Genomic DNA, 22,860 nt, shown 5'->3' on the forward strand with positions numbered 1-22,860 from the left:
GCAGTGGCCGTATCCACGCGGTATCCGGATCCACGCGGCGACCGGCTCGCGGCTCGGCGGAGCGACCGGATCGCAGCATCACCGCCCTGCTCGCCACTCGGCCCGTCACTCGGCCCGTCGCCCGGCCTGCCTCCCAGCTCGCACCCGGCCCGCCGCCCTGCTCACCGACCCGCTCGCCGCCCGGCAACCCGACGGGCTCCTGCCGAAAGCCACACCCCGGGCAGTACGGTGAACCCCATGCGCCCCGACACGCCTGCCGATCCCACGGATCACACCGCCGAAGCCGAGCGTCTGCTGCGCACCGCGGCGCAGTACCCCGAGGACGCCGAACACCTCCTCCTGCACGCCGCCGCCCACCTGGAACTGGCCGGCGACCGCCCACAGGCCACCACCCTCTACGACCGACTGCTCTCCGCCGACCCGCAGGGCCCGTCCGCACCCTCCGACCCCTCCCTGGTCCGCGCCCTGAAGGCGGCGAACCTGTGGGAGTACGGCCACGAGGCCGAGGCCCGCGCGATCATCGACGGCATCCGCACGACGAACCCGCGCTCCCCGGCCGCCTGGGTCATCGCGGCCGAGGCCCTCGAATCCCACGACGAACTGCCCACGGCCCACGAGACCTTCACGGAGGGCCTGGAGCTCCTCGTCCCCGACCAGGGCGCGGAGGTCCCGTACGACTGCCGCCCGTTGCTCCTCGGCCGCCACCGCGTACGCCGCCTGCTCGCCCTCGACCACGACGCCTGGGACCGGAAGGCGGACGAGGCCCACTCCCGCACGTCCGAGATCCCTCTGGACGAACTCCACGACCCCAAACGCCTGTGGTCCCTCGGCTCCTCGGACCCGGCCGAACTGTCTGCGGAGATCGCCCGCCTCCGCGCCGAACTCGGCACGTACCGCGCGGCCCTCTCCCGCCCGTTCCCGGTAGCGGTCCTGCACTGGCCCTCGACCGAACTGACCGAACTCCTGGCCACCTACCCTGCCTTGACCTCGGAATACCCCTCCCACGAGGCCCACCTCGCGACCATAGAGTCCGCCTTGCGCGAGCTCGCCTCCTCCGGCACCCAGAACCTGGGCATCGTCACCGCCACCGTCCCGTCCTACGAGGCCTTCGCCGCCTCGGAGGGCACGTCCCCGGAGGACACGTCCCTCCTCCCGCAGTACGCCACGACGCTGGCGGCGCGGGGGCGGGCTGTGGGGTGGCCGCCCAGGGGGGATTGCTGGTGTGGGTCGGGGGCTCCGTACCTGGAGTGTCATGGGATGCCCGATTCACCTTGAGTGCAGCACTGGCATAGCGGCGATCGGGGCCCGGATCAGTTCATCCGGGCCCCGAGTCGTCCTTTGAGAGTCAACGACGCCAGCGACTCAGAATGTGGAACGTGGCGCTGGTGACGATCAGTGCCACGAGCGCCCCTGCGGCGTTACTGACCAGCCAAGCGCCGCCCTCGAGCAGCACCTCACCCGGCACGTGAGCGGCGCCAAACCCGGCACCGAACAGTGCTGCTCCGCCAAGAGCCAGAGGCCAGCGCCTGTGCTGACCTTCGCGCTTGACCGGGAAAGGCGTCATACTGGGCTCCACAGCCCACCTCCATCGTGATGTGTGGTTGTAAACCGTCGGAGTCCCGGAGAACTTGGTAGGGGACCTGGGGCTCCGACGGGGTCTGAGTGGTTGGATGGCCAATCCGGTAGTCGGACAACGACGTGCCGTGGCAGCACCCTCCGCGCTGATCAAATCTCGATTCGCGTGCCCTTACGGCGGTTCTTGTTCCACGCGTCCACCACAAGGCGGTAGCAGGTAGAAATGCGCCCTCCAGTACCACTGTTGTGGAGGCCGCCACCCGAGGCCTGGGAGTGAACCCGGCCAATCCAGCCAGCCGCGTGCCCTACCTTGGCGATCTTGTTCGCCAACAGCTTGTCGTCGTCGACGTCGGCACCATGCCTCCCGAGGAACTCGCCGATACCGCCCAGGAGTACGCCGTCCCACGTGGAGCGCTCTCGCCCCCAAGCTTCCTCAGCAATGGTCAGCGTCCGGTCGAGCACTTCCGTGCCGTGCTGCTGCGTGATGCGCAGAACGCCGGATACAGCACCGATGGAGTTCGTTGACGAAGCCCCAAGCTGCAGGTTGTGCCGCTCGAGAACGGCGTTGGTGTCGACGAACAGCGGAACACCCGCAGTGAGTCCCACCTTGAACTCGTCGATGGCGCTCGGCTTGGAAGACTCCCGGTTCTTGATCAGGAACAGGATGGCTTCCTCCTGCTGGCTGAGGCCACGGTGCACCTCCGCCACGATCTTCTCAATTCCCCGTATCTGGCAGGCGCGGTGGCGATGCATACCATCGACGATGTATCGCTCCCCGTCGCTGCGCTCAGACACAACGATCGACCCCAGAGCCTCCTTGACCATCCCCTCCGCGATGGTCTTCGCCCGGCGCTCGTTGAGGCTGCGCTGAGCTGCGGAATCGACCTTCAACGAAGCCACGGCGAGCTCAACGCCGTAGTCCACCTCGTGATCGGGCAGCTTGTAGTCGTACCGCTTCTTCGCCACTGAACACCCTCCTGCAGCACAGCTACCAGAATCGAACTCCCACCCCTCGCTCAAGCTTGCGATGACGGGGAACTTTAGCGTCCCATAAACCTCGTCACACGGAGGCCAACCGGCGGCTCACACCCACAAGATGACGGCCCGTCAGGAAGAGGCGATACAGCTCAGGGGCAACACAAGAAGGCATTGTGACGTGCACCACACCGACCGCACTCTCCATTGAGGGCCCATGAACGAATCGGATCATAACTGAACATATTCGACATAGACACCCGCCAAGGTTGGGTTGTTTCCGTTCGCCAGCGCACAACAACTTTTCGTTCTGGCAAGAGGAAAAGAAGGTCGGCGAACCGGACGGATCTTGCACCTCGCCGTACGGATGTCAGTGGTCACTGTTAGAACTGGCCCAAGTCGATCGCGGACACCATGCGGTCGTGGAGACCAAGGAGTCGACATGGTGGAGTCGGGGGACCTGGCGGAGCCGACGGCCGGGGTCTACGAAAGGCTGATGACCCTTGACCTTGAGGGGCGCATCGAGCAGCTACGAGGCGCGGGATGGATGGCAGTCGATGCGGATGTCAGTGCCGAATCCGCTCCACACGTCCTCGCTCGACATGTGGGAGAAGCCGTTCACCAGGCTTTGCTGGGGATGAAGGTCGACGAACAGGTGACACTCGCCAACCAGGTCCTTGCCTCGCTCGCCTCCGCCGCAAGCAAGGCGGTGCCCGTAGAGCAGAGCATCGCAAGCGGTCCACGTCAGCTGCTGGCTCTGGCCGAACAGGAAGCACCCGGCGTGTACGCCATGAGGCCCCTCACTCCGCTGTCCGAGACCGCGCTGATCACCAACGCGCCGGAAGATCCCAACCTGGGCGCGGAATTGCGAGCCGAGCTCGCCACCGCCGACCGTATTGACCTGCTGTGTGCGTTCGTCAAGTGGCATGGCCTGCGCGTCATGGAGGATGCCCTCCGGCAAGCGCACAAGCGAGGAGCACCAATCCGCGTCATCACCACGACCTACATCGGGGCCACCGAACGGCGGGCGCTCGATCGTCTCGTGCGGGAGTTCGGCGCAGAGGTAAAGGTCAACTACGAGCTCCGCTCTACGCGTCTCCACGCGAAGGCTTGGCTGTTCCGTCGCAACAGCGGCTTCGACACCGCGTACGTGGGCAGTTCCAACCTGTCCAAGTCAGCCCTTCTCGACGGCCTGGAGTGGAACGTACGGCTGTCGTCGGTCGCCACACCAAGAGTCCTCAACAAGTTCGAAGCAACCTTCGACGCGTACTGGAGCGATCTCGCCTTTGAACCGTACGACCCAAACACCGATGCACAGCGTCTAGACGAGGCACTCCGCCACGCTGGCAAGCCCGCCGCCGAGCGCCCACAGGGCATCACCATGTCGGGTATCGAGGTCCGTCCGCACCCCTATCAGCGGGACATGCTCGAGCGTCTCGACGTCGAGCGCATCGTGCATGACCGGCACCGGAACCTCCTTGTCGCGGCCACCGGCACCGGCAAGACGGTCATGGCCGCCCTCGACTACAAGAACTTGTGCAAGCGACATGGCGAGCGGCCGCGGCTGCTGTTCGTGGCGCACCGGCGCGAGATCCTCGACCAGTCGCTGCGGACGTACCAAGACGTCCTAGTTGATGGGAACTTCGGCGAGAAGTACCACACCGGTGAGATGCCGAACGACTGGAAGCACGTCTTCGCGAGCGTTCAGTCGCTCAACGGCCAAGCCCTCGATCGCTTCGACCCTGATCACTTCGACGTGATCGTTATTGACGAGTTTCACCACGGCACGTCACCCACGTATCGCAGGATCCTCGACCACTTCACCCCGAGGGAGCTGCTGGGTCTCACCGCCACGCCCGAGCGGATGGACGGGCGTAACGTCCAGGATGAGTTCTTCGAGGGCCGAATCGCAGCCGAGATGCGCCTGTGGGAAGCGCTGGAGAACGATCTACTCAGCCCGTTCCACTATTTCGGGATCACCGACACCACGGACATGAGTTCCCTGGCATGGAAGCGAGGTGCCTACGACAGTGCCGCGCTCAGCGGCCTGTTCACCGGCAACCACGCGCGTGCGCGGCTCGTCGTCAAAGCCGTCCAGGACAAGGTCACGGATCCTGCTTCGATGCGCGCTCTGGGCTTCTGCGTGTCAGTGGCCCACGCGCACTTCATGGCCGACTTCTTCCGACAGGCGGGGCTCAAGGCCGTCGCGCTGTCGGGCGAGACCTCTCGCGATCAGCGCAAGAGGGCGCTGGATCAGCTGAGTGCCGGCGAGCTCCAAGTCATCTTCTCCGTCGACCTTTTCAACGAGGGACTCGACGTGCCGGACGTAGACACACTGCTACTACTGCGTCCCACGTCAAGCGCCACGGTCTTCCTGCAGCAGCTGGGGCGCGGTCTGCGCCGCAGCGAGGACAAGGCCGTCTTGACGGTATTGGACTTCATCGGCCAACACCGAAAGGAGTTCCGTTTCGAGGAACAGTTCAGGGCTCTCACGAACCTGACCCGCAATCGCTTGCTCGACAACGTCGAGCACGGCTTCCCTCACCTTCCCTCGGGCTGTCAGATCATTCTTGAGCCCAAGGCCAAGGATCTGGTCATCGAGAACATCCGCAACCAGCTCAACGTCAACGTGACGCAGCTGGCCCGAGAAGTCGCTCAGTACCGAGAGACCGAGCTCGCTCGCTACCTGGTGGAGAGCGGTCGTGAGCTCAAGGAGCTCTACCGGAGCAATGGCAACTCATGGACTCGGTTGCTGCGCCGCACGGGCCTTCTCACGGCTCCAGCGCCGGATGGCGAAGATGCCCTTCTGAAGCGAATCCCCGCCTTCCTCCACGTGAACGACCCGCTCCGGGCCTCCGCCTACACACGGTTCCTTGAGGACGAGGCTCCAGCGTACGAGGAGCTTGACGAGCAAAATCGGGCATACGCCCGCATGCTTTACTTCTCCCTGTGGCCCCTGGGCGGATTCGAGACCTACGACGAAGGCTTCGCCAGCCTGCGGTCGCAGCACGCGTTCCGCAGCGAGCTGCGTCAGGTCCTAGCGCACACCTTGGAACATGCCGAGCATGTCCCGATCCCGTTGCTGGGTGAGCATGCCGGCCTTCCTCTGAGCATCCACTCCGCGTATAGCCGCGAGGAGATCCTTCCGGCGCTCGGTCAGTCCGCCATCGGCGGCTTCATGCCTGGCCACTTCCGTGAAGGGGTGAAGTGGTGCGAGAGCATCAAGACCGACGCACTCTTCATCACGCTCGAGAAGGACGAGAAGGATTTCTCCCCGGAGACCCGCTACAAGGACTACGCCCTCAGCGAGACTCTGTTCCACTGGGAATCCCAGCACCAGACCTCCGAGACATCACCAACCGGCGTCCGTTACCGCACTCACAGGGATCAGGGCGCCCAGGTTCTGCTGTTCGTCCGTCGCTTCAAGAAGACGGACATCGGCGGACCGCAGCCGTGGATGCTGCTCGGACCAGCCGAATATGTCGAGCACCAGGGCAGCAGGCCGATGGGCATCGTCTGGCGGCTACAGCATGAGGTGCCCGCCGATGTGTGGACCTACTCCGCCATCGCGTCGGTGTAGCTATCGAATTAACTCAGCGCAGGCTCGTCTGCGGCGTGAAGCAGTGCTGGGGCTCAGGACAGGGCCTCCTGAAGGTGCGACATGAGCGCATCGAGGAACTCAGCTGCCTCACTGGCGTTGTCATACTGCGCTTCGTCGTACGCGGGATAGGCGCCCGGGCGAACCTCGCCGTGTTCGTCGCAGAATGCCATGAGCGTGGACGCGTGCCGGTCGGCCATCGCGTTGTACTCCCTGAGCACAGCACGGAGTTCGCCCGCCCGGTCGACGTTGCATGTCAGATGTGAAGAGTCCACTTGCCGTCCGGTGCCGTCAGTATGCCGCCGTTGTCGGGGGCCAGTTCGACAGTCAGGTCGTGGAGAGGGAAGCGGTTTCCCTCCTCCCATGCATGCCGTACGCGCTCCAGGTCGTCGTAGAGCCGACGCGTGCCGCTTTGATGAATCGTTCCGATCGCACAGCCTGGGCCCCCTGCCTCGGCCCGTGCCCAGGAGCCGTCCGAGGCGAGCAGCCAAAGGACGCGACGGCCATCGGGCATGGTGGCCGCGCGGGTCTCCACGCCGGGGGTGTCCAGTTCGTACAGCCAGCGCAGCGGCCATGCCTGCCAGAGGTCCGGGACGGGTCCGTCAGCCGCACGTACCTGCTCCCCGTCGCCCTCACGAGCCACTGCGAACACATCGTTAAGCTTGGGCGGATAGTCGGCTTCCTGGCGAGCCTCCATGAACGTTGCCGGGTCCGGCTGGACTCGCCCGCGGGCGATTCCGTCGGCCCCCATGTCGGCCACGATCAGCAGTGCGGTGTGGGCGATGGTGGTCACCAGTCTGCCTCCCGGCCGCAGCGCCCCGAGCCAGGTCTCGGGTACGGGGCGCACGGAGACCGTGGCCATGATCCGGTCGTACGCGGCATCGGGCAGGTCGCCGGTCGCGTCGATGGCCTCTATGCGCGGCGTTCTACCGAAAGCAGCAAGGCGATCGCGGGCGGCTTCCACAAGGTAGGGGTCTACGTCCACACTCGTCACCTGGTGGTCACCGAGCCGGTGGGCGAGCAAGGCTAGGGCGTATCCGGAGCCGGTCCCGACGTCCAGGACTCGGTGCCCGGGCTCGGCGGCGAGGCGGTGAGCCATGGAAACGATCAGGCCCGGCAGGGTGGAAGACGACGTGGGGCTTCCGGTCGCCCTGTCGTCCGGCCGGGCGTGATCAGCGTGGCGGGGGCCTACACGCGTGACAAGAGTCTGATCGCTGTACACCCTTCCGATGCGGGCAGGGGCGTGCTCGGCGTGGCTGATCAGCTCCCATGCTTCCGCCGGACTGTTGGGGATGCGCTCCCACCAGCGCGGCACGAGCAGGTGGCGTGGGGTCTCACTAACGGCCCTGTGCCACTCCGGTGCGCGTGCGGTCACATTGTCGGCAAGCGTCTCCGCGGCTTCCGTCCAGAGGCCGGTCACGGACATACGTCTTCTCCTTGCAGTGCGTCCGCCATGGCGTTCACGAGTGGAACGTCCGCCTTCACAGCGAGCCAGTGCCATTGGCCGTTGGGATTGACCTCCAGGAACTTCCATTGCCCATCCGGCGTAACGACGAAGTCCAGCGCACCGAAGAACAACCCGAGCTCGCTCATGAGGCCGTGCACCCCGCTCTTCACCTCTGAGGGCAAGTCCACCCGCTCGTAGGTGAGCGCCCGGTAGTCCGTGCGCCAATCCAGTCTGGCCGCGTCGCTCCCCGCGTGGATGGCGACTGGAAACATGCGGGTGCCGATGACGGTGAGTCGGACCTCGTACGCCTTGGGCACGTTCTCCTGGAACAGGTGGGTGGTTCCGGTGACCCCTTCGTCCAAGTCGGCAGCGCAGACGAGGGAGACGGGAAGGAACTGCCGTTGCCCATCGGGCCCGATGACTCCCCCGCCGAGCCCTTTGTAGATCATCTCGTCTGCTCCCATGAACACGCGGGCATACTCGGGATCGGACGTGATGATGGTGCGTGGAGTATCCAGGCCGACGCGGGCCGCTACGGCGAGTTGACGGGGTTTGTAGTTTGCGGCGGAGTCCTGGGCGGGGTGGTTGATCCAGCGCACCGGCAAGGAGCCGAGGACGCCGAGCAGACCGGATCGCGCTTCGGACACGGCGAGTGCTCGCGCGCGGTCGGGCCAGGGGTCGGGAGTGACGAATTCGCCTGGGCGGCGCCACCAGACAGACTTGATGCTTTCCAGCCGAAGCGTGCGGGAACCGGTGAGGCACCCCGCCCAGCCATCTCCGGTGAGGGAGACGGCCAGGCGGGAGACGGTGGGAAAGTCGGCCGTGTCGTAGCGGACGACTTGTTCACCGCGTTTGGCCAGTTCCTCGATCACTGCGTCGGCCGTCAGGTCGTCTCGACCAGTGAGGATGAGGATGGATGGCATCACGTCACCAGAGGTCGGTGCCGCTGTCGGAGCCCGGAGAACTGCCGTCTCCGTTGCTGGTCTCGGTCTGCGTTTCGGGCTTGTTCGCGGCCTCGACGTGCCACGGGTTGCCCTGCGCGGACACGTTGAGCTGAAGACGTTCGCTGAATGTGAGGACGAGCGTCTCGGAGGTGTTCGGCGGCGGCGCGACCAGATGCCGTACGCCGAACGGGATGGCAGGTGCAGGGATGGCCGTGGTGTCCATGGATGGAACCTCCGTGTTCAGGTCTCGGGGGGCCGTGATCGTGATGGTCGTCCAGGTTCAGTTGTCCGAGTCGTGTATCGGAAGGCGAGTGCCCCGACTGTGGGCGATGCGCCGCACATCGTGCAGTGCCTGCATCAAGCAGGTGGCCACGAAGCGGAGCTGTGACGCAGTGGCCTTGCTGTCGTTCATGAGATCGCCGGCGTGGACGAGGATGTCGTCAGCCATGTCGAGCTGGACGGATTCCACACGATCGGCTATGCGGGACAACCGACTGGTGCCCGTGGCGTCGGTGACGAGAAAGCACATCTTGCCGTCGGCGCTGGACCAGGGCAGGATCCGCGGCCGACCCGCGTTGGGCGCGTGGGGGTTCTCGTGAGTCATGTGGTCACCACCCTTCCGTGGATGCGGCGCGGACCTACGTCGATCCCGTGCAGAGCCAGCCACCGCGCCCGCCGCCGTGCCCTCTGCCGCCTGGACAACCGATGGCGACCGGACTTGGCGGGGATCAGTAACCGCAACAGCGGTTCAAGCAGCCCCGCGATAGCGTGAGTCACGTCGTCAACCTCCCGGGTTGATGGCCACGCCCCCGGGCCGCTCGCAGCGCGGTCGCGGGGGTCTGTAGTGCATGCGGCGTCGTGTGAACCGTTCTCGCTCTAGGCAACCGCCTGATCACAGAGAGCGGTACCGTTGTCACGGCGGCAGCATTTAAGAGTTTTAAGAGCTCTACCGGGACGGGGAGTTGATGAGGCTGATGGTTGCGCCACCTCTGAACTCGGGACTGCAGCAGCTCTACCGCGAATCCGGTTGGACGCTGCGCCAGTTCGCCCAGGAGGTCAACCGCATCGGCACCGAGCGCGGTACGCCGGTCAAGTACCGTGAGCCGTCCGTCCACCAGTGGCTCAAGGGACACATGCCCCGCGCTGAGGTCCGGCCCCTGATCGTCGAAGCGCTCACCCGCAGACTGCGGCGTCCCGTCACACACAACGAAGCAGGCTTTCCAGCGCCCTCGGATCAGGCGCGCTCTCAGCCGCGTACGGTAGAAGGGGTCGTTGATCTGGGGAGGCTCGATATGGATCCGTCCCGCCGGAGCGTCCTGGGGGCAGCGCTCTTCTCGGTCGCTCTCACGGTGCCGGACTGGCCCGATGTCGTCGGCCGAATGGAAAGTGCCCGCACCAGTGGGGTTCAGCGGGTCGGGATGCCCGACGTGGACATGGTCGTAGACATGACCGAGCGGATCTCCGAGCTCGACGACCAGTTCGGCGGACGGCACGCACGTCCGATGGCAGCGGCGTTCCTCGTCAACACGGTGGCGCCGTGTCTACGGGCGGACGCGCCCGACCACGTACGCAACGCGATGTTGTCCGCGGCCTCGGATCTGCTGTATCTGACCGGGTACATGGCCGTGGACGAGGGGCTGCACGGACTCGCGCAGGACTATTACGTCAAGGCTCTGGAACTGGCGGGCGCTGCCGACGATCACCTGACGTACTGCACCACCCTGCGCGGGATGAGCGTCCAGGCGGTCGATCTGCGGCACGGCGCCAAGGCCCTGGAGCTGGCGGATGCCGCCGCGGCCGCGTCGCCGAAGGCGGGGCCACGGATGCGGGCCTTCCTCGCGGGGCAGCAGGCACATGCCGCCGCGCAAACCGGCGACCGCACGCGCGCGATGCGGTATATCCGGGAGGCCGAGGCGGCGATGGACCGGGCGGAGTCGCGAGGCAGGGTGTTCGGTTCGTACGATCCGTCGTCACTCAACTACCACATCAGTCAGGTGCGTTACGAGCTCGGCGATACGAGCGGGGCCGTCGAAGCGCTCCAGCAGGCTGACCGACTGCGGGACGGCGTCTACCGCAGGGCACGGGTACGCCAGCGCACCTACCTGGCTGAGCGTCAGTTCGAGGTCGGCCATCTCGAGGCAGCGTGCGCCACCTGGAATCAAGCCCTCGACGACTACCCAATGATCCAGTCCGGCCGTGCCGACGAGCGCATCAGGAGCATGTTCCGCCTGCTCCGCCCTCACCTGAAGAACCGCGCCGCTCGCGATCTCCATGAGCGTGCCCGAATGGTCGTCCCTGCCTCCCTCATAGCGTGAGCGGAGCGCCCGACTGCCTCCCATCATCTCGCCACAGGGCCGATTCAGGCGGCTAAAGCTACCGGTAGTACACCGTCACCGGGAGCGGGCCGAGGGGTTGAACTCACGTGAAGGGGACATCGGTCGTCCTGCTCCCAGCCGTTGAGGTCGGTAGTGAGCGGGGCCCTCAGTGACGCGTGCGCCCGGAGGCAAAGCATTCCATGCGCGGCATGGATACTCTCCGGGGTCGCTTCCGGCCCACCACCCGAGCGCAGGACGCGGACCGCCGTATGGGGACGCGTCGCCCGAAGTCGCCGTAAGGGGACGGATCGCCTCAACGGAATCAGGGCAATTCGGGTATCGCGTGAGACGAATCGTCCCGCTAACCGATGTAGCCCACGTCGGCTCCGCCCCAGTCCGGCGGCCACATGGCCGCCTGCGCACCCTACGCCGCCAGTTCCGCCTGCGGGTGGCCGGGCGAGAGGAAGACCGCCACGTCGTTCTGTACCTCCAGGTAGGCGACCCTCCGCCCATTTTCAGTCTCGATCAAGGCGAACGGACCTGCCATCGCTGCGTGTTCGGCAACTTCAGTCGGCGTAATCTGCACCTCAACGTTCCGCAGAGTTCCTCGGATCATGATCTCCCCCAGCTGGCCGCGCCAGACTGTCCACCCACCGATCGGCCGCCTCAGCACAGCCTCCTCGATCACGAAGCTGATCGTCGGAAGCGGCTTCCGCCCGAATAGGGCCTGCCGGACAAGGCGGGCGGCTACGCGCTCGGCGATCACGTTCTCGCCCAGAAGCGGCCGACGGGTCGCGAACACCGCCCGCGCGACCGGACTCCGCCCCCCGGGCGTCAACTGCCGCAGCCCGACGCCGAGTCCGGTCGCGGGCTCGTCCTGGTCGCCGCTCTGGCCGAGGCCTGGGGCGTCACCGAACGCCGGAACGGCGGTCCGGGCAAGACGGTGTGGGTCACGTAATTCGCCGCTTGAACACGCGACGACAGTGGATCCTGTCGTCGCTCAGGAAGGCTGCCAGCGAGGGGCCTCGTCGTCGGGTGTGTCCGGGCTGGCGAAGTGAAAGGGGACGGAGAGGTGGTCGGCGAGGGTGCGGCCCGCTCGTTCGGCAGCGACCGCTGCGGGGTGGCGACGCGGGTCGGCGTACTCGTCCTCGCCGAGGTGCTGCTTGGCCGTTGACCAGTAGACGGTGGCCAGACGGGCCTCTCCCGCCGGGGCGATGGTGATGGCCAGGAGGTCGACGAACCAGTCGTGGACGGTGTCTCCGTCCCAGATCGCCTCGATGGCCACGATGCTGCCCTCGCATCCGGCTGCCCGGCAGGCGAGTGACTCCAGGTCGAGGGGGCTCTCCGGCTTGCGCGCGATGCGGTCGCCGTGGTGGAGGTAGCGGTCGCCGACGATCAGTTGGGCGGTGCCGAGACCGATGCCGTGAGGTACGCGGCCGACGGCGGTGATGGCGCGTATCGCCGCGAGGAGGGAGTCCTGGAGGATGTATCCGTCGATCTCTTCGCGGATGCCGGAGGGCAGGCTCTCCCACCAGTCGGTCCTGGCCGCCTTGTCCGTGTCCATGTCCATGTCCATCGAGAGCCCCCGTCCTTGTCGGCCCCGGCAACCGAGGCTCCGGCAACCGAGGCTCCGGCCAGGCTACGTCGCCGTCCAGCACCGCAACGGGGGGGGCGTCGGCGCCCATCCTGGCCTGTTTCGCCGGGCGGGCCCTAGGGTGGCCGCTCATGGACTGCCCCATGGATGACCTGCCGTTGCTGGAGTTGCTGTGTGCCGCCGACGAAGTGCGGGTTCCCGGTGAGCTCGAGTCGTCAGGCCCTCACGAGAACGCTCCCGACGCGGTCGTGGACGCGTACGTGGTCGATGGCGGGCGTCTGCTTCTCACTCTCTGGCGCGGTCGGCTGCATGAGGTGATCTACCAGACCCCTGCTGAGTCCGGGGAGGACGCATCGCGGCGTAATGACCGGCTGTTCGCGCATTACGGACAGGGCGACGGCTGGACCGAGATCCTCGACAACGGTTTCGGCAAGACCTATCGCCGTACCGATCACGGGCGGTACGCGTTGTGGAGCTACGTGATGGACGTCACGACCTTCGGCACGATGGAGTTCCATCAGGTCAAGTGGTAGCCGCCCCATCCCTCTCGGCTCGTCGGGCGGTCACAGGACGGGGACGGAAAACGGGGACGGAAACGGGGGCGGTTCGCCTCACCAGGGTCATGACGAACCAGGACACCCGGTGAGACGATCCACCCCCGTCACCGGCCCGGCCGACCCCTACGCCGCCAGTTCCGCCTGTGGGTGCCCCGGGGCCAGGAAGACCGCCACGTCGTTGTCCGCCTCCGGGAGGGGCTTGACCTCGTGCCAGCCCAGGCGGCGGTAGCTGGCGACCGCGGCCGAGGCTCGGCGGGACATGGGGACCCAGGCGCGGCCCGCGGGGGCGTCCTTGGCGAGTTCGGAGAGGAGGGTGCGGCCTACGCCGGCGGGGCGGGCGTGGCGGCGGACGGCGAGTTCGTCGAGTTCCAGGGCGCCGACGAGGAGGTCTCGCACCCGGTCCGGGCCGAGTTGCGCGGCGACCTTCGCGTACGTGCGGGTGTCCGGCAGCGCCTCGGGGGTGAGCCGGGCGATGGCGAAGCCGTCGATGCCCTGGCGGGACTGGGCCAGTACCGCACGGAAGCCGGGGCGGTCGGCTTCGTTGCACAGGCGGTAGTGGAAACGTTGGATCGACTCCTCGTTCTCGTTCCACGGCGGGGCCGAGAAGACCTCGGCGTAGGCGTCGACGAGGTCTTCCACGAGGTCGAGGACGGTGGGTCCGTAACAGATCACCTGGACTGCTCTCCTTGCTCCGCTCCTGGATCCGGGGCGGTTCCGGTTCCGGTTCCGGGAGTCGTTCCTCGGATCCCGGGACCGGTCCCTGGATCCCGGTTGATCACCCTGGGCGCGCCCGGCCACGTATCGCAGCGGCGCTATGACCGAATGTAGGCGTTACAGGGGGTTAGGCGGTGTCACGTCCGTTAGAACACCCTCTAGTACAGAAGGTGTTGGGAAGTAGGGATCTTCAACTTCCGTACGTTAAAGACGAGATGAGCACGGGACATGCGGGTAAAGGATGTTTGGGGGACTGCTCCCGTCACGCCCTGAAATGAGCTTCGGGTACGGGCGTGTCGCGGGTCGACCCGACGCCCGTCGTTCACCCGTCACGTCGGGGGCCATGCCCGTGCCGGTGCCGGTACGCCCGCGTCTATGTCCACGTCCACGTCCACGTCTACGCCCCCAGCGCGTGCGTCACCGTGTAGATGAGCAGGCCCACCAGGGAGCCCACCACCGTGCCGTTGATGCGGATGAACTGGAGGTCGCGGCCGATGTGGGCCTCGATCTTGCGGGTGGTCTGCTCGGCGTCCCAGCCGGCGACCGTGTCCGTGATCAGGGAGGTGATCTCACGGCGGTACGTGTTGACCACGTGCACCGCGACATCCTCGACCCAGCCCTCCACCTTGCTCTGGAGGCGGGAGTCGGCGACCAGGCGGGCGCCGAGCGAGAGCAGGCCCGCGCGGACGCGCAGCCGCAGCTCGCTGCGCTCGTCCTCGGCCGCGGCGACGATCATCTGGCGGACCGAGGACCAGGCCGAGGCGATGACGTCCTGGACCTCGCCGCGGCCGAGCACCTCGGACTTCAGGCGTTCCACGCGCATCCGGGTGTCCGTGTCGGACTGCAGGTCGGCGGCGAAGTCGGTGAGGAAACGGTCGATGGCGCCGCGGGCCGGGTGCCCGGGCATGTCGCGCATCTCGGTGATGAAGCGGAGCAGCTCCTTGTAGACACGCTCGCCGACCCGCTTGTCCACGAAGCGCGGGGTCCAGCCGGGCGCGCCGCCCTGGACGGCGTCCATCACCTGGTCACTGTGCAGGTCGAGCCAGTCGTGGGCGCGGACGCAGATCAGGTCGACGGCCCTGTGGTGGCCGCCGTCCGCGACGACCTTGTCGAGGGTCTTGCCGAGGAGGGGTGCGATCTCGGCGGAGTCCGCGCGGCGGGTGATCGCCTCGCCGACGACGGCCTGGACGTCGGAGTCACGCAGGACGGTGAGGGCGCCACGCAGGGCCGTGGACATCTCGGCGGTCACCCGGTCGGCGTTCGCGGGTTCGGCCAGCCATTCGCCGAGGCGGCCGCCGATGCCGACGGCGCGCAGCCGGCGGCGTACGACGTCCTCGGAGAGGAAGTTCTCGCCGACGAACTCGCCGAGCGAGGCGCCGAGCTGGTCCTTCTTGGTGGGGATGATCGCGGTGTGCGGGATGGGCAGGCCGAGCGGGTGACGGAAGAGGGCGGTGACCGCGAACCAGTCGGCCATCGCACCGACCATGCCGGCCTCGGCGGCGGCCGCGACATAGCCGGTCCAGGGGCCCGCGCCGACGTCCTGCGCCCACTTGGCGAGGATGTAGACGAGTGCGACGAAGGCGAGCAGACCGAGCGCGGTGGCCTTCATACGGCGTACGCCGCGGCGGCGCTCCTCGTCGGCCTCGTTGAATGAGAAGCCGGAGCCCTGGGCATGCTGTCTGCGGGAAGCCGGTCCGGTTTCCTCCGGTTCCTGCACGTTCATCTGGTCCATCCGCCCTACCGCTCCATCCGCCGGCCGGCACCCGGGTCTCGTCCCCATTGTCCCTGCCCGTCCGTTCCCCCACGGCGTCCGCCGGGCGCGCGTCCCGGGCCGGGCACGCGTCCCGGGCCGGGCACGCGTCCCGGGCCGGGCACGCGTCCCGGGGCCAGGCGCGCGTCCCGGGCCAGGCGCGCGTCCCGGGCCAGGCGCGCCGAGGCGCACCTCACACCTGACCGACTCCTGGAACGCGCCAGGAGTTCCCGGCGTCCTCCCCCTCGGCATCACACGATCACACAGCCATCCGGGGGGGTGCGGTGCGCGAGCGCGGGCCACATCGCACAAAATGGGATGATCGAACCGGAGCCCCGGGCTCCCCTGCCCGAGGAGCTCCACCCGCATGACCAGGCGTCGAGGCTATGCGCTCATGGCCGTCATGGCCGCGGTGGTGATGCTGGTCGGCACCGTCATCTACGTCGCCTTCTCCGGCGGCGGCAGCGAACGCGACACCACCACCATCAGCGCCGCCCCCTCACCGCGCGGCACCGCCGACCGTGCCTCGACCGGGACCTGGGTCGGTACGTGGGCCACCTCACCCGTGGGCCCCGAGCCCCGTACGGCCGCGGGGTTCGCGGGACGCACCCTGCGCAACGTCGTGCACACCAGCGTCGGCGGCAGCCGCGCCCGCGTCACCTTCTCCAACCTCTTCGGTGACCGGCCGCTGACCATCGACCACGCCTCGATCGCGGCGGCCATCGCGCCGAACAACCCCACCGCGCGCCCCGGCTCGCTGCGCCCGCTCACCTTCGGGGGCCGCCCCACGGTGACCGTCCCCGCGGGAGGCCAGGTCGTCTCGGATGCCGCGGATCTCGGCGTACCGGCCGACGGGGATCTGCTGATCAGTACGTACACGCAGCACCCGTCCGGCCCGGTCACGTATCACCCGCACGCGCGGCAGATCTCGTATGTCGCGGACGGTGACCAGACGCAGAACCCGCGCGGTGTCGCGTACACCGAGCAGAGCCCGTACTGGCGCCATGTGACCGCCGTCGACGTGCTCACCACCGAGGCCACCGGCGCCGTCGCCGTCCTCGGCGACTCGCTCACCGACGGCTTGACCTCCACGCTCGGCGCCAACGCCCGCTGGACCGACGTCCTCGCGGACCGGCTGCGCGAGGAGGCGGGCGCGCCGCGGCTCGGCGTCCTCAACGAAGGCATCAGCGGCAACCAGCTCATCCCCGGGGGCAAGCGCAAGCCCTCCGGGCCGAGCGGGGTCAGCCGCTTCGAGCGCGATGTCCTCTCCCGTACGGGGGTCAGGGCCGTGGTCGTCTGCCTCGGCGTGAACGACCTGCTGCGCAACCCCGAAGGCGCGAGCGCCGAGGACATCATCGGCGCGATGCGCGAGCTGACCCGGCAGGCCCATGCCCGCGGTCTGAGCATCACGGGCGCGACGCTGATGCCGTTCAACGGTCACCCGCGCTACCGCCCGCACCTGGAACGGCTGCGCCGCACCATCAACACGGAGATCCGCAGCGGCACCGTCTTCGACCACGTCGTCGACTTCGACCGCGCCCTGCGCGACCCGTACGCCCCGGACCGGCTGCACGCCCCGTTCGACTCCGGGGACCATCTGCATCCGAGCGACGCGGGCTACAAGAAGATGGCGGACGCCTTCAACCTGAACCACCTGCGGGAGACGGCTCCGGCAGAGCTGTGAGGCCTCCCGATAATCTTCTCGGATGCTTACGTGGTGGAGGGGACGGCGGCGTTTCCACGTCGCCGGAGCGGCAGTTGCCATCGCGGCGGCGGGCGTGCTGGTGCCGGTCACGCTGGCGGATTCCGCCGAAGCCTGCTGGTCGGCGCCCGAGGCGGTGACGAAGCTGGCGAAGGATCCGGCGGCGGCGAGCAGGGCGCTCGATCCGGGGGCCGAGCTCGACGGGCTGGGCAAGGTCCGTGGGCTCGTGTCTCATCCGCGGCTGTGTGATGCGGCCTCGGTAGGCGAGGTGATCGAGGCGGCGACCCTCTCCACTCCTGGTGAGCCGCATACGGTGACGCAGGCGCGGGTGACGTTCGCGGTGGCGGCGGTGCTCGACGACAAACCGGGCGTGCCGCGCGGGCTTGAGCCCTACGTGGCGCGGATGCTCGCGGACCACATGGTGGACACGGCCCGCGCCTTCGACGATCCGGTCCTGCTCCCCGGCCAGCGTCCGCACGGTCCCACGGCTCCCGAGCCGGCGGGTACGGGCAAGGCGTTCTGGGCCCCGAACGAGCCCCACGTGGCCTTCGAGTACCGGGGCCCGGACGGCGCCTCCCCCGACATCGTGTCGCTCGTGGGCCGCCTCGCCCAGGATCCCGAGGCGTTCGCCATCCTCTACGACGCCGAACGGGCCTATCTGGCCACGCTTCTGGAGCATGTCGCGCCCGATCAGACCTTGCAGGACGAGATGGACGGCTACGGCAAGAAGGCCAGGAAGACCGGGCGCAAGGAGCTGGACTCGGACCTGTCGATCGCGCTGGCGGACTCGGCCCGGCGCGTGGGCAGGCTGATGGAGCTGCGCGCGGGCCACGCGCTCGGCGGCGAGATCCCGGACCTCGGCGCGTTCGACCGGGAGGTGCGCCGGCGCCTGAAGGGCTCCTACCGGCCGGCGCCCCACCTCGTCCGGGACCGTCCCCTCACCGGTGACATCGTGCGCCGCGGGACGAGCGGGAAGCTGACCGGTGACATCTTCGACGGGCGACAGCAGTTGTTCCGGATCGTGGACACATGGGCCCGGGACCGGCAGGTGCCTGCGCGCACGGTCACGTGGATGCGGGCCAAGATCGAGGATTCCTACCTCATGGGGATGCAGATGCAGAGGTACTGAAACCCGCCCGCGCCACACCCGTGCGAGCGGTCACCCTGGCTGTACGGCGCGCACCTCCGTACAGCCTCGCCGGGCGGCGCGGTCCTTCGCGAAGGTCAGTACCAGATCCCGCAGTTCGCCATCGGCGACGCCGGACTCGTCCGAGGCCCAGCCCGCGAAGTTGGCGTTCTCGCCGTCGCAGCGGGCCGTCACCGTGTTGCCGAGGCGCTTGCCGTCCCTACGGACCAGCCGGTCGCTCCAGTCCCCGTACCAGGCCCGCAGACCGATATCCGGATTCCGCAGTTCCTCCTCGGAGAGGTACGGCGACCGCTGCTTCTCCTGCTCCGTCCGCACGAACAGTTCGCAACCCTGCACCGGTCCGGTGGCGCTGCCCGACTCGGCCGCTTTGGTGCTCTTCGGGAGCTTGGGCAGGACGGCACCGCAGGCGGTGTCCGCGGCCTGCCTCGCGCTGACCGGCTCCATGGGGTCCAGCACGCCCTTCTCGGGCTGCCGCAGCGGCTCGGCGCCGCAACCAAGCTGCTCCGAGGCGCGATCGGCGACGGCGACCGCGACCCGCAGTGCAAGGCTCGCCGCCGCGTCGTCCATCCTCGCGACGGTCGCCGTGACGAGCATCTTGCGCGGCCTGCCCTCCTCGTCCGCGCCGAGCGCGGGGCACGGCCGGAAGAGCCGGACCCAGTCGAAGTCGTCAGCGAAGCCGGGCAGCCCTTCCGGGAGCGTGCGCAGATCGGACCAGCCACCTCGGGGGAAGGTTCTGCGGAGATTGAGTTCCTGCTGGTCGCGGTCGGTGTGTGCGGAGACCGTGAGCAACCACTCGTCCGAGTCGTCCTCGGCGTACGAGACCACGCAGCGGTACGCGCCCAGCGAGCCGACGAGCTGCTCGTCCGCCTCGGCAAGCCGCTGCTCGTCGGGGACGATCCGGTCCAGGAGCCCGTCCGGGAACACACCCCCGCACGCCTCGCGGCCCACCCACCAGTCACGCACCGCGGGCGTGGAGCAGTACCCGACCAGAGCGAGCACCAGCGCGCCGAGCACCGACAGCTTGATCCAGCGCCGTACCGGCACCCACACGAGGCCTACTCCCCCAGCTGCTTGCGTTCGTTCTTCTTCTCCAGCTTCGCGCGGCGCCGCTCCTCCTTGAGGCGCTGCTTCTCCGCACGGGGCAGTTTGCGTACGACGCCGACGCCGCCCATCAGGGCGAAGCCGGTGAGGATCACGCGGGGTGCGCCGGGCTCGCCCGGGTCGCCCTCCTTGTCCGGGTCGAAGCCGCCCATGATGCCGAATCCGCGCACGACGACCTCGACGCCCGGCGGGACGACCACGCTCATGCCGCCCATGATCGCCACGCAGTTGATGGTGATCTCGCGGTCCTCGAAGCGGGCGTCACGCAGGTCGATTTCGCCGCCGCCCATCAGGGCGAAGCAGTTGAAGCGGCGCGGTGCGGTCCACACGCCCTTGCGCGAGAACCCGCCCATGACGGCCACGGCGCCGCGCGAGGTTGCCTCGCCGCCGATCCGCGCGGGCCAGCCGGTGGTGGCCGCGGGGGTGCCGGGGCCGGTGGGCGGGGCGGGGGCGGGGCTCGTCGTGGTCGGCAGGTCGCGGGTCAGCGGTTCCAGGTCCTTGTACGTACGTGCTTTGTACGTGGATTCGAGCCGCTCCTCGAATTCGTCCATGTCGAGCCGGCCCTCGGCCAGCGCGTCCCGCAGCACCTCGGCGACCCGCTCGCGGTCGGCGTCGGATGCTCTCAACTCCGGCAGGTCGTCGGTCATATGGAGCAGCCTAGAGGGTGCCGTTCAGGCAAGTGGAGTGCGGTCCGCGTACATCTTGGCGATCACCGCCTCGATGTCCGGCTCACGGACCGAGAGGTCGACCAGGGGGTACGAGGAGGCGATCTCGGTGACCAGTGGCGCGGCGGAGGCCTCGGCGGGGAAGGCGAGCCACTGGCGGGGGCCCTCGGTGCGCAGGACGCGGGCGCCGGGGATGTCCAGCGGCGGGAGCTCGTGTTCCAGGTCGACGACCAGGGTGCGTTCGCTCTCGCCGATGCCGTGCAGGCCCGCGAGGGCGCCGTCGTACATCAGGCGGCCGTGGTCGATGACCATGACGCGTTTGCAGAGCTGTTCGATGTCCTGGAGGTCGTGGGTGGTGAGGAGGACCGTGGTGCCGGACGACGTGTTCAGATCGCGCAGGAAGGTGCGGACCTTTGCCTTGCTGACGACGTCCAGGCCGATCGTCGGCTCGTCAAGGTAGAGGACCTCGGGGTCGTGGAGGAGGGCCGCCGCGATGTCGCCTCGCATCCGCTGGCCGAGCGAGAGCTGGCGTACGGGGACGTGCAGGAGCTCGGCGAGGTCGAGGAGTTCCACGCAGCGGTCCAGGTTGGCGCGGAAGCGGGCGTCGGGGATGCGGTACATGCGGTGGGCGAGGCGGTACGAGTCGATCAGCGGCAGGTCCCACCACAGAGTGGTGCGCTGGCCGAAGACGACACCGATGCGGTGCGCCAGCTTCGTGCGCTCGCGGGAGGGCTCGATGCCGGCGACACGGACGCGGCCGCCGCTCGGGGTGAGGATGCCGGTGAGCATCTTGATCGTGGTCGACTTGCCCGCGCCGTTCGGCCCGATGTAGCCGACGATCTCGCCGCGCGGCACGGTGAAGCTGATGCCGTCGACGGCCCGGACCTCGTGCCGCTCGCGGCGCAGGAAGCCCTTCTTGCGTCGGACGTCGAAGACCTTGCGGACGTCCTCGAGTTCGATGAAGTCCGACGGGTCGGCGGAAGGCATCGCCGCGGGTGCGGTGTCGGTGGTCATATCAGCTCCCCGTGCTGCGGTACGAGCGGAGGCCTGCCCGCCAGCACGCCCCCGCGAGCAGCGCGCAGAGCACGGCCACCACGGGCGGCAGGAAGGCGGCGAAGTCCGGTACGGACACCGGGTAGGGGCGGTCGAGGACGTAGAGCGCGGGCAGCCAGTTGACGAAGGCGAGCGGCAGGACGAAGGTCACGCCGCGCACCAGCTCCTGCGCGAAGATGGTCGGTGGGTACTGGAGCAGCGTGTTCCCTCCGTATGTGAAGGAGTTGACGACCTCGGCGGCATCGCGCGCCCAGAACTGGAAGGCGGCGCCCGCGACCATCACGGAGCAGAAGATCACGGCTCCGGACAGGACCATCAGGGGGACGAGGAGCACCTTGAGGGCCGTCCAGTCGGCGTCGAGGACGGCGATCGACCAGACCAGTACGAGCAGGCCCTGCGTGACCCGGCCCAGACGGCGCAGCGCGAAACGGTCGGCGGCGATCTGCGCGAGGACCGGTGCGGGGCGCACGAGGAGGGTGTCGAGGGTGCCGTCGCGTACGCGGCGGCCGATCCGGGAGACCTGGCCGAGGGTGAAATCGGCGAGGCCGAAGGCGGTGCTCGTGGTGCCGTAGAGGAAGGCGACTTCCGCGAAACCGAAGCCGCCGAGGCCCTGGACGTGCGTGAACATCAGAAGGATCACGACGAAGTCGAAGAACGTCGTGACGAAGTTCGCGAGCAGGGTCATCGCGAAGGAGAAGCGGTACGTCATCGTGGAGCGGATCCACATGGCGGCGATCATTCTGAAGGCGGCAAGCCCGCCCACGCCGGTCGCGCCGCCCGCTGCGGTCATGCCGGTCGCCTCGCGCACGCCGGTCGCGTCGGTAGCCCCGCCCGCCGCGGTCGCATCGGCCGCGCCCGCCGTCCCGGTCGCCTCCTCAGCCACCCTGCACCACCACCCTCCGCCGCGCGACAAGTTGCAGTCCGCGCCCGGCCGTGAGCAGGACCAGGGCCCAGCCCGCCTGGAACCCGTACGCCTTGAGCAGCCCCCAGCCCGTGTACTTGCCGAGGAAGACATCGGCGGGCACCTGCAGCATCGACGCCCACGGCAGCATCCGCGCCACCTCCCCGAGCACGCCCGGGAAGACGGTCAGCGGCAGCAGCATCCCGGAGAAGAACATGCCGCACAGCCAGGCGATCTGCACCACGCCCGCGCCGTCCATCAGCCAGAACGCGCTCAGCGAGACGAGGAACCAGATGCCGAAGCCGACGACGACGCCGAGCGCCACGGACAGCAGGAACGCGGGCCACAGCCAGGCCCGGCCGCCGGGCAGCGCGAGGTCGAAGGCGAGCGCGCCCACGGCCATCGGGACGATGCCGCGGCCGAGGAGTTCGAAGGCGGCGCGGCCCAGGTCCGTGGCGAGCCACCAGAGCTGGAGGTCGGCGGGGCGGTAGAGGTCGATGGCGATATCGCCGTTCTTGATCCGCTCGATCAGCTCGTCGGCGAATCCGCCGCCGCCCATCAGGCCGCAGGTCGCGAGGAGCGCCTGGCCGATCCAGACGTAGGTGAGGGCCTCGGGCTTGTCGTAGCCGCCGAGGCCCGGGCGTTCGCTCCACAGGGCGTTGAAGGTGAACGCGAGGACGAAGCCGAAGACGGTGTTGGTGAAGACGCCCGCGGCGGTCGCGATGCGGTACGTGGAGTGGCGGCGGAAGCTGCCGGCGGCCACGGTCGCGTACAGGCGCACGTCTCCCGTTCCCCTCCCCCGTGTAGCGGCCAAAGACGTCG

The 22,860-nt window shown here is 68.3% G+C and carries 22 protein-coding genes; 6 read left to right on the forward strand and 16 right to left on the reverse strand.

Going from position 1 to position 22,860, the window contains the following annotated elements; all coding sequences use genetic code 11:
* The first annotated feature begins 237 nt into the window (after nt 1–237).
* Nucleotides 238–1,275, forward strand: coding sequence for an SEC-C domain-containing protein (locus ACLF6P_RS20330; protein WP_415951990.1), 1,038 nt, complete (start codon nt 238–240; stop codon nt 1,273–1,275).
* 70 nt (nt 1,276–1,345) lie between these two features.
* Here ACLF6P_RS20330 and ACLF6P_RS20335 read toward each other — a convergent pair whose 3' ends face one another.
* Together ACLF6P_RS20335 and ACLF6P_RS20340 are read right to left on the reverse strand one after the other, a co-directional pair.
* Nucleotides 1,346–1,564 carry a hypothetical protein gene (locus tag ACLF6P_RS20335; protein ID WP_415951992.1) on the reverse strand — a complete coding sequence of 73 codons (219 nt, stop codon included), beginning with the start codon at nt 1,562–1,564 and terminating at the stop codon, nt 1,346–1,348.
* A 161-nt stretch (nt 1,565–1,725) separates the two neighbouring features.
* Nucleotides 1,726–2,541, reverse strand: a complete 816-nt coding sequence (locus ACLF6P_RS20340; protein WP_415951993.1) for a DUF6551 family protein — start codon at nt 2,539–2,541, stop codon at nt 1,726–1,728.
* Nucleotides 2,542–2,992: 451 nt separating this feature from the next.
* On the opposite strand from ACLF6P_RS20340, the gene ACLF6P_RS20345 reads away from it, so the two are divergent.
* A complete protein-coding gene (locus tag ACLF6P_RS20345; protein ID WP_415951995.1) occupies nt 2,993–6,130 on the forward strand; it encodes a DEAD/DEAH box helicase in 3,138 nt (1,045 codons plus the stop codon).
* A 53-nt stretch (nt 6,131–6,183) separates the two neighbouring features.
* Here the strand turns inward: ACLF6P_RS20345 and ACLF6P_RS20350 are convergent, their stop codons facing one another.
* From ACLF6P_RS20350 to ACLF6P_RS20370, 5 genes are read right to left on the reverse strand one after another with little or no spacing between them, the layout of a single operon-like run.
* Nucleotides 6,184–6,348: a hypothetical protein gene (locus tag ACLF6P_RS20350; protein WP_415951997.1), complete on the reverse strand. Its 165-nt coding sequence runs from the start codon at nt 6,346–6,348 to the stop codon at nt 6,184–6,186.
* Between the two features lie 56 nt (nt 6,349–6,404).
* Nucleotides 6,405–7,682, reverse strand: coding sequence for a methyltransferase domain-containing protein (locus ACLF6P_RS20355; RefSeq protein WP_415951999.1), 1,278 nt, complete (start codon nt 7,680–7,682; stop codon nt 6,405–6,407).
* Nucleotides 7,565–8,518: an ATP-grasp ribosomal peptide maturase gene (gene tgmB, locus ACLF6P_RS20360; protein WP_415952001.1), complete on the reverse strand. Its 954-nt coding sequence runs from the start codon at nt 8,516–8,518 to the stop codon at nt 7,565–7,567. Before tgmB ends, ACLF6P_RS20355 begins: the two co-directional genes overlap by 118 nt.
* 4 nt (nt 8,519–8,522) lie before the next feature.
* Nucleotides 8,523–8,762 carry a hypothetical protein gene (locus tag ACLF6P_RS20365; RefSeq protein ID WP_415952002.1) on the reverse strand — a complete coding sequence of 80 codons (240 nt, stop codon included), beginning with the start codon at nt 8,760–8,762 and terminating at the stop codon, nt 8,523–8,525.
* Nucleotides 8,763–8,819: 57 nt separating this feature from the next.
* Nucleotides 8,820–9,143 (reverse strand): hypothetical protein, encoded by a 324-nt coding sequence (locus ACLF6P_RS20370; protein ID WP_415952003.1) that lies wholly within the window; start codon nt 9,141–9,143, stop codon nt 8,820–8,822.
* Between the two features lie 370 nt (nt 9,144–9,513).
* Between ACLF6P_RS20370 and ACLF6P_RS20375 the strand changes: the two genes are divergently transcribed.
* Nucleotides 9,514–10,854, forward strand: a complete 1,341-nt coding sequence (locus tag ACLF6P_RS20375) for a tetratricopeptide repeat protein (protein WP_415952042.1) — start codon at nt 9,514–9,516, stop codon at nt 10,852–10,854.
* A 424-nt stretch (nt 10,855–11,278) separates the two neighbouring features.
* Here ACLF6P_RS20375 and ACLF6P_RS20380 read toward each other — a convergent pair whose 3' ends face one another.
* A complete protein-coding gene (locus ACLF6P_RS20380) occupies nt 11,279–11,656 on the reverse strand; it encodes a Scr1 family TA system antitoxin-like transcriptional regulator (RefSeq protein ID WP_415952005.1) in 378 nt (125 codons plus the stop codon).
* Between the two features lie 198 nt (nt 11,657–11,854).
* Nucleotides 11,855–12,430, reverse strand: a complete 576-nt coding sequence (locus ACLF6P_RS20385; protein WP_415952006.1) for a hypothetical protein — start codon at nt 12,428–12,430, stop codon at nt 11,855–11,857.
* 161 nt (nt 12,431–12,591) lie between these two features.
* Between ACLF6P_RS20385 and ACLF6P_RS20390 the strand changes: the two genes are divergently transcribed.
* Complete coding sequence (locus tag ACLF6P_RS20390) at nt 12,592–12,981, forward strand: hypothetical protein (protein ID WP_415952007.1); 390 nt, start codon at nt 12,592–12,594, stop codon at nt 12,979–12,981.
* Nucleotides 12,982–13,128: 147 nt separating this feature from the next.
* Here ACLF6P_RS20390 and ACLF6P_RS20395 read toward each other — a convergent pair whose 3' ends face one another.
* Together ACLF6P_RS20395 and ACLF6P_RS20400 are read right to left on the reverse strand one after the other, a co-directional pair.
* Complete coding sequence (locus ACLF6P_RS20395) at nt 13,129–13,677, reverse strand: N-acetyltransferase (RefSeq protein WP_415952008.1); 549 nt, start codon at nt 13,675–13,677, stop codon at nt 13,129–13,131.
* Nucleotides 13,678–14,116: 439 nt separating this feature from the next.
* The gene (locus ACLF6P_RS20400; protein WP_415952043.1) at nt 14,117–15,328 is read right to left on the reverse strand and encodes a DUF445 domain-containing protein; all 1,212 of its coding nucleotides are present in this window, start codon (nt 15,326–15,328) and stop codon (nt 14,117–14,119) included.
* A 508-nt stretch (nt 15,329–15,836) separates the two neighbouring features.
* Here ACLF6P_RS20400 and ACLF6P_RS20405 point away from each other — a divergent pair.
* Both ACLF6P_RS20405 and ACLF6P_RS20410 read left to right on the forward strand, forming a co-directional pair.
* A complete protein-coding gene (locus ACLF6P_RS20405; protein ID WP_415952009.1) occupies nt 15,837–17,153 on the forward strand; it encodes an SGNH/GDSL hydrolase family protein in 1,317 nt (438 codons plus the stop codon).
* Between the two features lie 22 nt (nt 17,154–17,175).
* Nucleotides 17,176–18,300, forward strand: coding sequence for a hypothetical protein (locus ACLF6P_RS20410; RefSeq protein ID WP_415952011.1), 1,125 nt, complete (start codon nt 17,176–17,178; stop codon nt 18,298–18,300).
* A gap of 30 nt (nt 18,301–18,330) precedes the next feature.
* Here the strand turns inward: ACLF6P_RS20410 and ACLF6P_RS20415 are convergent, their stop codons facing one another.
* The 5 genes from ACLF6P_RS20415 to ACLF6P_RS20435 all read right to left on the reverse strand — a co-directional run bounded on the left by ACLF6P_RS20415 (nt 18,331) and on the right by ACLF6P_RS20435 (nt 22,819).
* The gene (locus tag ACLF6P_RS20415; protein WP_415952013.1) at nt 18,331–19,368 is read right to left on the reverse strand and encodes a hypothetical protein; all 1,038 of its coding nucleotides are present in this window, start codon (nt 19,366–19,368) and stop codon (nt 18,331–18,333) included.
* Between the two features lie 5 nt (nt 19,369–19,373).
* On the reverse strand, nt 19,374–20,066 hold the full coding sequence (locus tag ACLF6P_RS20420) for a DUF1707 SHOCT-like domain-containing protein (RefSeq protein WP_415952014.1): 693 nt from the start codon (nt 20,064–20,066) through the stop codon (nt 19,374–19,376).
* A 24-nt stretch (nt 20,067–20,090) separates the two neighbouring features.
* Complete coding sequence (locus ACLF6P_RS20425) at nt 20,091–21,098, reverse strand: ABC transporter ATP-binding protein (RefSeq protein WP_415952015.1); 1,008 nt, start codon at nt 21,096–21,098, stop codon at nt 20,091–20,093.
* 1 nt (nt 21,099) lies between these two features.
* Nucleotides 21,100–21,927 (reverse strand): ABC transporter permease, encoded by an 828-nt coding sequence (locus ACLF6P_RS20430; protein ID WP_415952045.1) that lies wholly within the window; start codon nt 21,925–21,927, stop codon nt 21,100–21,102.
* An 85-nt stretch (nt 21,928–22,012) separates the two neighbouring features.
* The gene (locus ACLF6P_RS20435; RefSeq protein WP_415952016.1) at nt 22,013–22,819 is read right to left on the reverse strand and encodes an ABC transporter permease; all 807 of its coding nucleotides are present in this window, start codon (nt 22,817–22,819) and stop codon (nt 22,013–22,015) included.
* Nucleotides 22,820–22,860: the final 41 nt, after the last annotated feature.

It is taken from the genome of Streptomyces lothianensis, from assembly GCF_047779955.1.
Taxonomy (GTDB): domain Bacteria; phylum Actinomycetota; class Actinomycetes; order Streptomycetales; family Streptomycetaceae; genus Streptomyces.

What these genes read in the sequence shown, in the direction of transcription:
- ACLF6P_RS20370 (WP_415952003.1), bottom strand. Translation starts at nt 9,143, where the DNA reads ATGACTCACGAGAACCCCCACGCGCCCAACGCGGGTCGGCCGCGGATC.
- ACLF6P_RS20405 (WP_415952009.1), top strand. Translation starts at nt 15,837, where the DNA reads ATGACCAGGCGTCGAGGCTATGCGCTCATGGCCGTCATGGCCGCGGTG.
- tgmB (WP_415952001.1), bottom strand. Translation starts at nt 8,518, where the DNA reads ATGCCATCCATCCTCATCCTCACTGGTCGAGACGACCTGACGGCCGAC.
- ACLF6P_RS20375 (WP_415952042.1), top strand. Translation starts at nt 9,514, where the DNA reads ATGGTTGCGCCACCTCTGAACTCGGGACTGCAGCAGCTCTACCGCGAA.
- ACLF6P_RS20420 (WP_415952014.1), bottom strand. Translation starts at nt 20,066, where the DNA reads ATGACCGACGACCTGCCGGAGTTGAGAGCATCCGACGCCGACCGCGAG.
- ACLF6P_RS20355 (WP_415951999.1), bottom strand. Translation starts at nt 7,682, where the DNA reads ATGGAAGTTCCTGGAGGTCAATCCCAACGGCCAATGGCACTGGCTCGC.
- ACLF6P_RS20390 (WP_415952007.1), top strand. Translation starts at nt 12,592, where the DNA reads ATGGATGACCTGCCGTTGCTGGAGTTGCTGTGTGCCGCCGACGAAGTG.
- ACLF6P_RS20345 (WP_415951995.1), top strand. Translation starts at nt 2,993, where the DNA reads ATGGTGGAGTCGGGGGACCTGGCGGAGCCGACGGCCGGGGTCTACGAA.
- ACLF6P_RS20400 (WP_415952043.1), bottom strand. Translation starts at nt 15,328, where the DNA reads ATGAAGGCCACCGCGCTCGGTCTGCTCGCCTTCGTCGCACTCGTCTAC.
- ACLF6P_RS20410 (WP_415952011.1), top strand. Translation starts at nt 17,176, where the DNA reads ATGCTTACGTGGTGGAGGGGACGGCGGCGTTTCCACGTCGCCGGAGCG.
- ACLF6P_RS20330 (WP_415951990.1), top strand. Translation starts at nt 238, where the DNA reads ATGCGCCCCGACACGCCTGCCGATCCCACGGATCACACCGCCGAAGCC.
- ACLF6P_RS20430 (WP_415952045.1), bottom strand. Translation starts at nt 21,927, where the DNA reads ATGACCGCAGCGGGCGGCGCGACCGGCGTGGGCGGGCTTGCCGCCTTC.
- ACLF6P_RS20335 (WP_415951992.1), bottom strand. Translation starts at nt 1,564, where the DNA reads ATGACGCCTTTCCCGGTCAAGCGCGAAGGTCAGCACAGGCGCTGGCCT.
- ACLF6P_RS20350 (WP_415951997.1), bottom strand. Translation starts at nt 6,348, where the DNA reads ATGGCCGACCGGCACGCGTCCACGCTCATGGCATTCTGCGACGAACAC.
- ACLF6P_RS20365 (WP_415952002.1), bottom strand. Translation starts at nt 8,762, where the DNA reads ATGGACACCACGGCCATCCCTGCACCTGCCATCCCGTTCGGCGTACGG.
- ACLF6P_RS20385 (WP_415952006.1), bottom strand. Translation starts at nt 12,430, where the DNA reads ATGGACATGGACATGGACACGGACAAGGCGGCCAGGACCGACTGGTGG.
- ACLF6P_RS20425 (WP_415952015.1), bottom strand. Translation starts at nt 21,098, where the DNA reads ATGACCACCGACACCGCACCCGCGGCGATGCCTTCCGCCGACCCGTCG.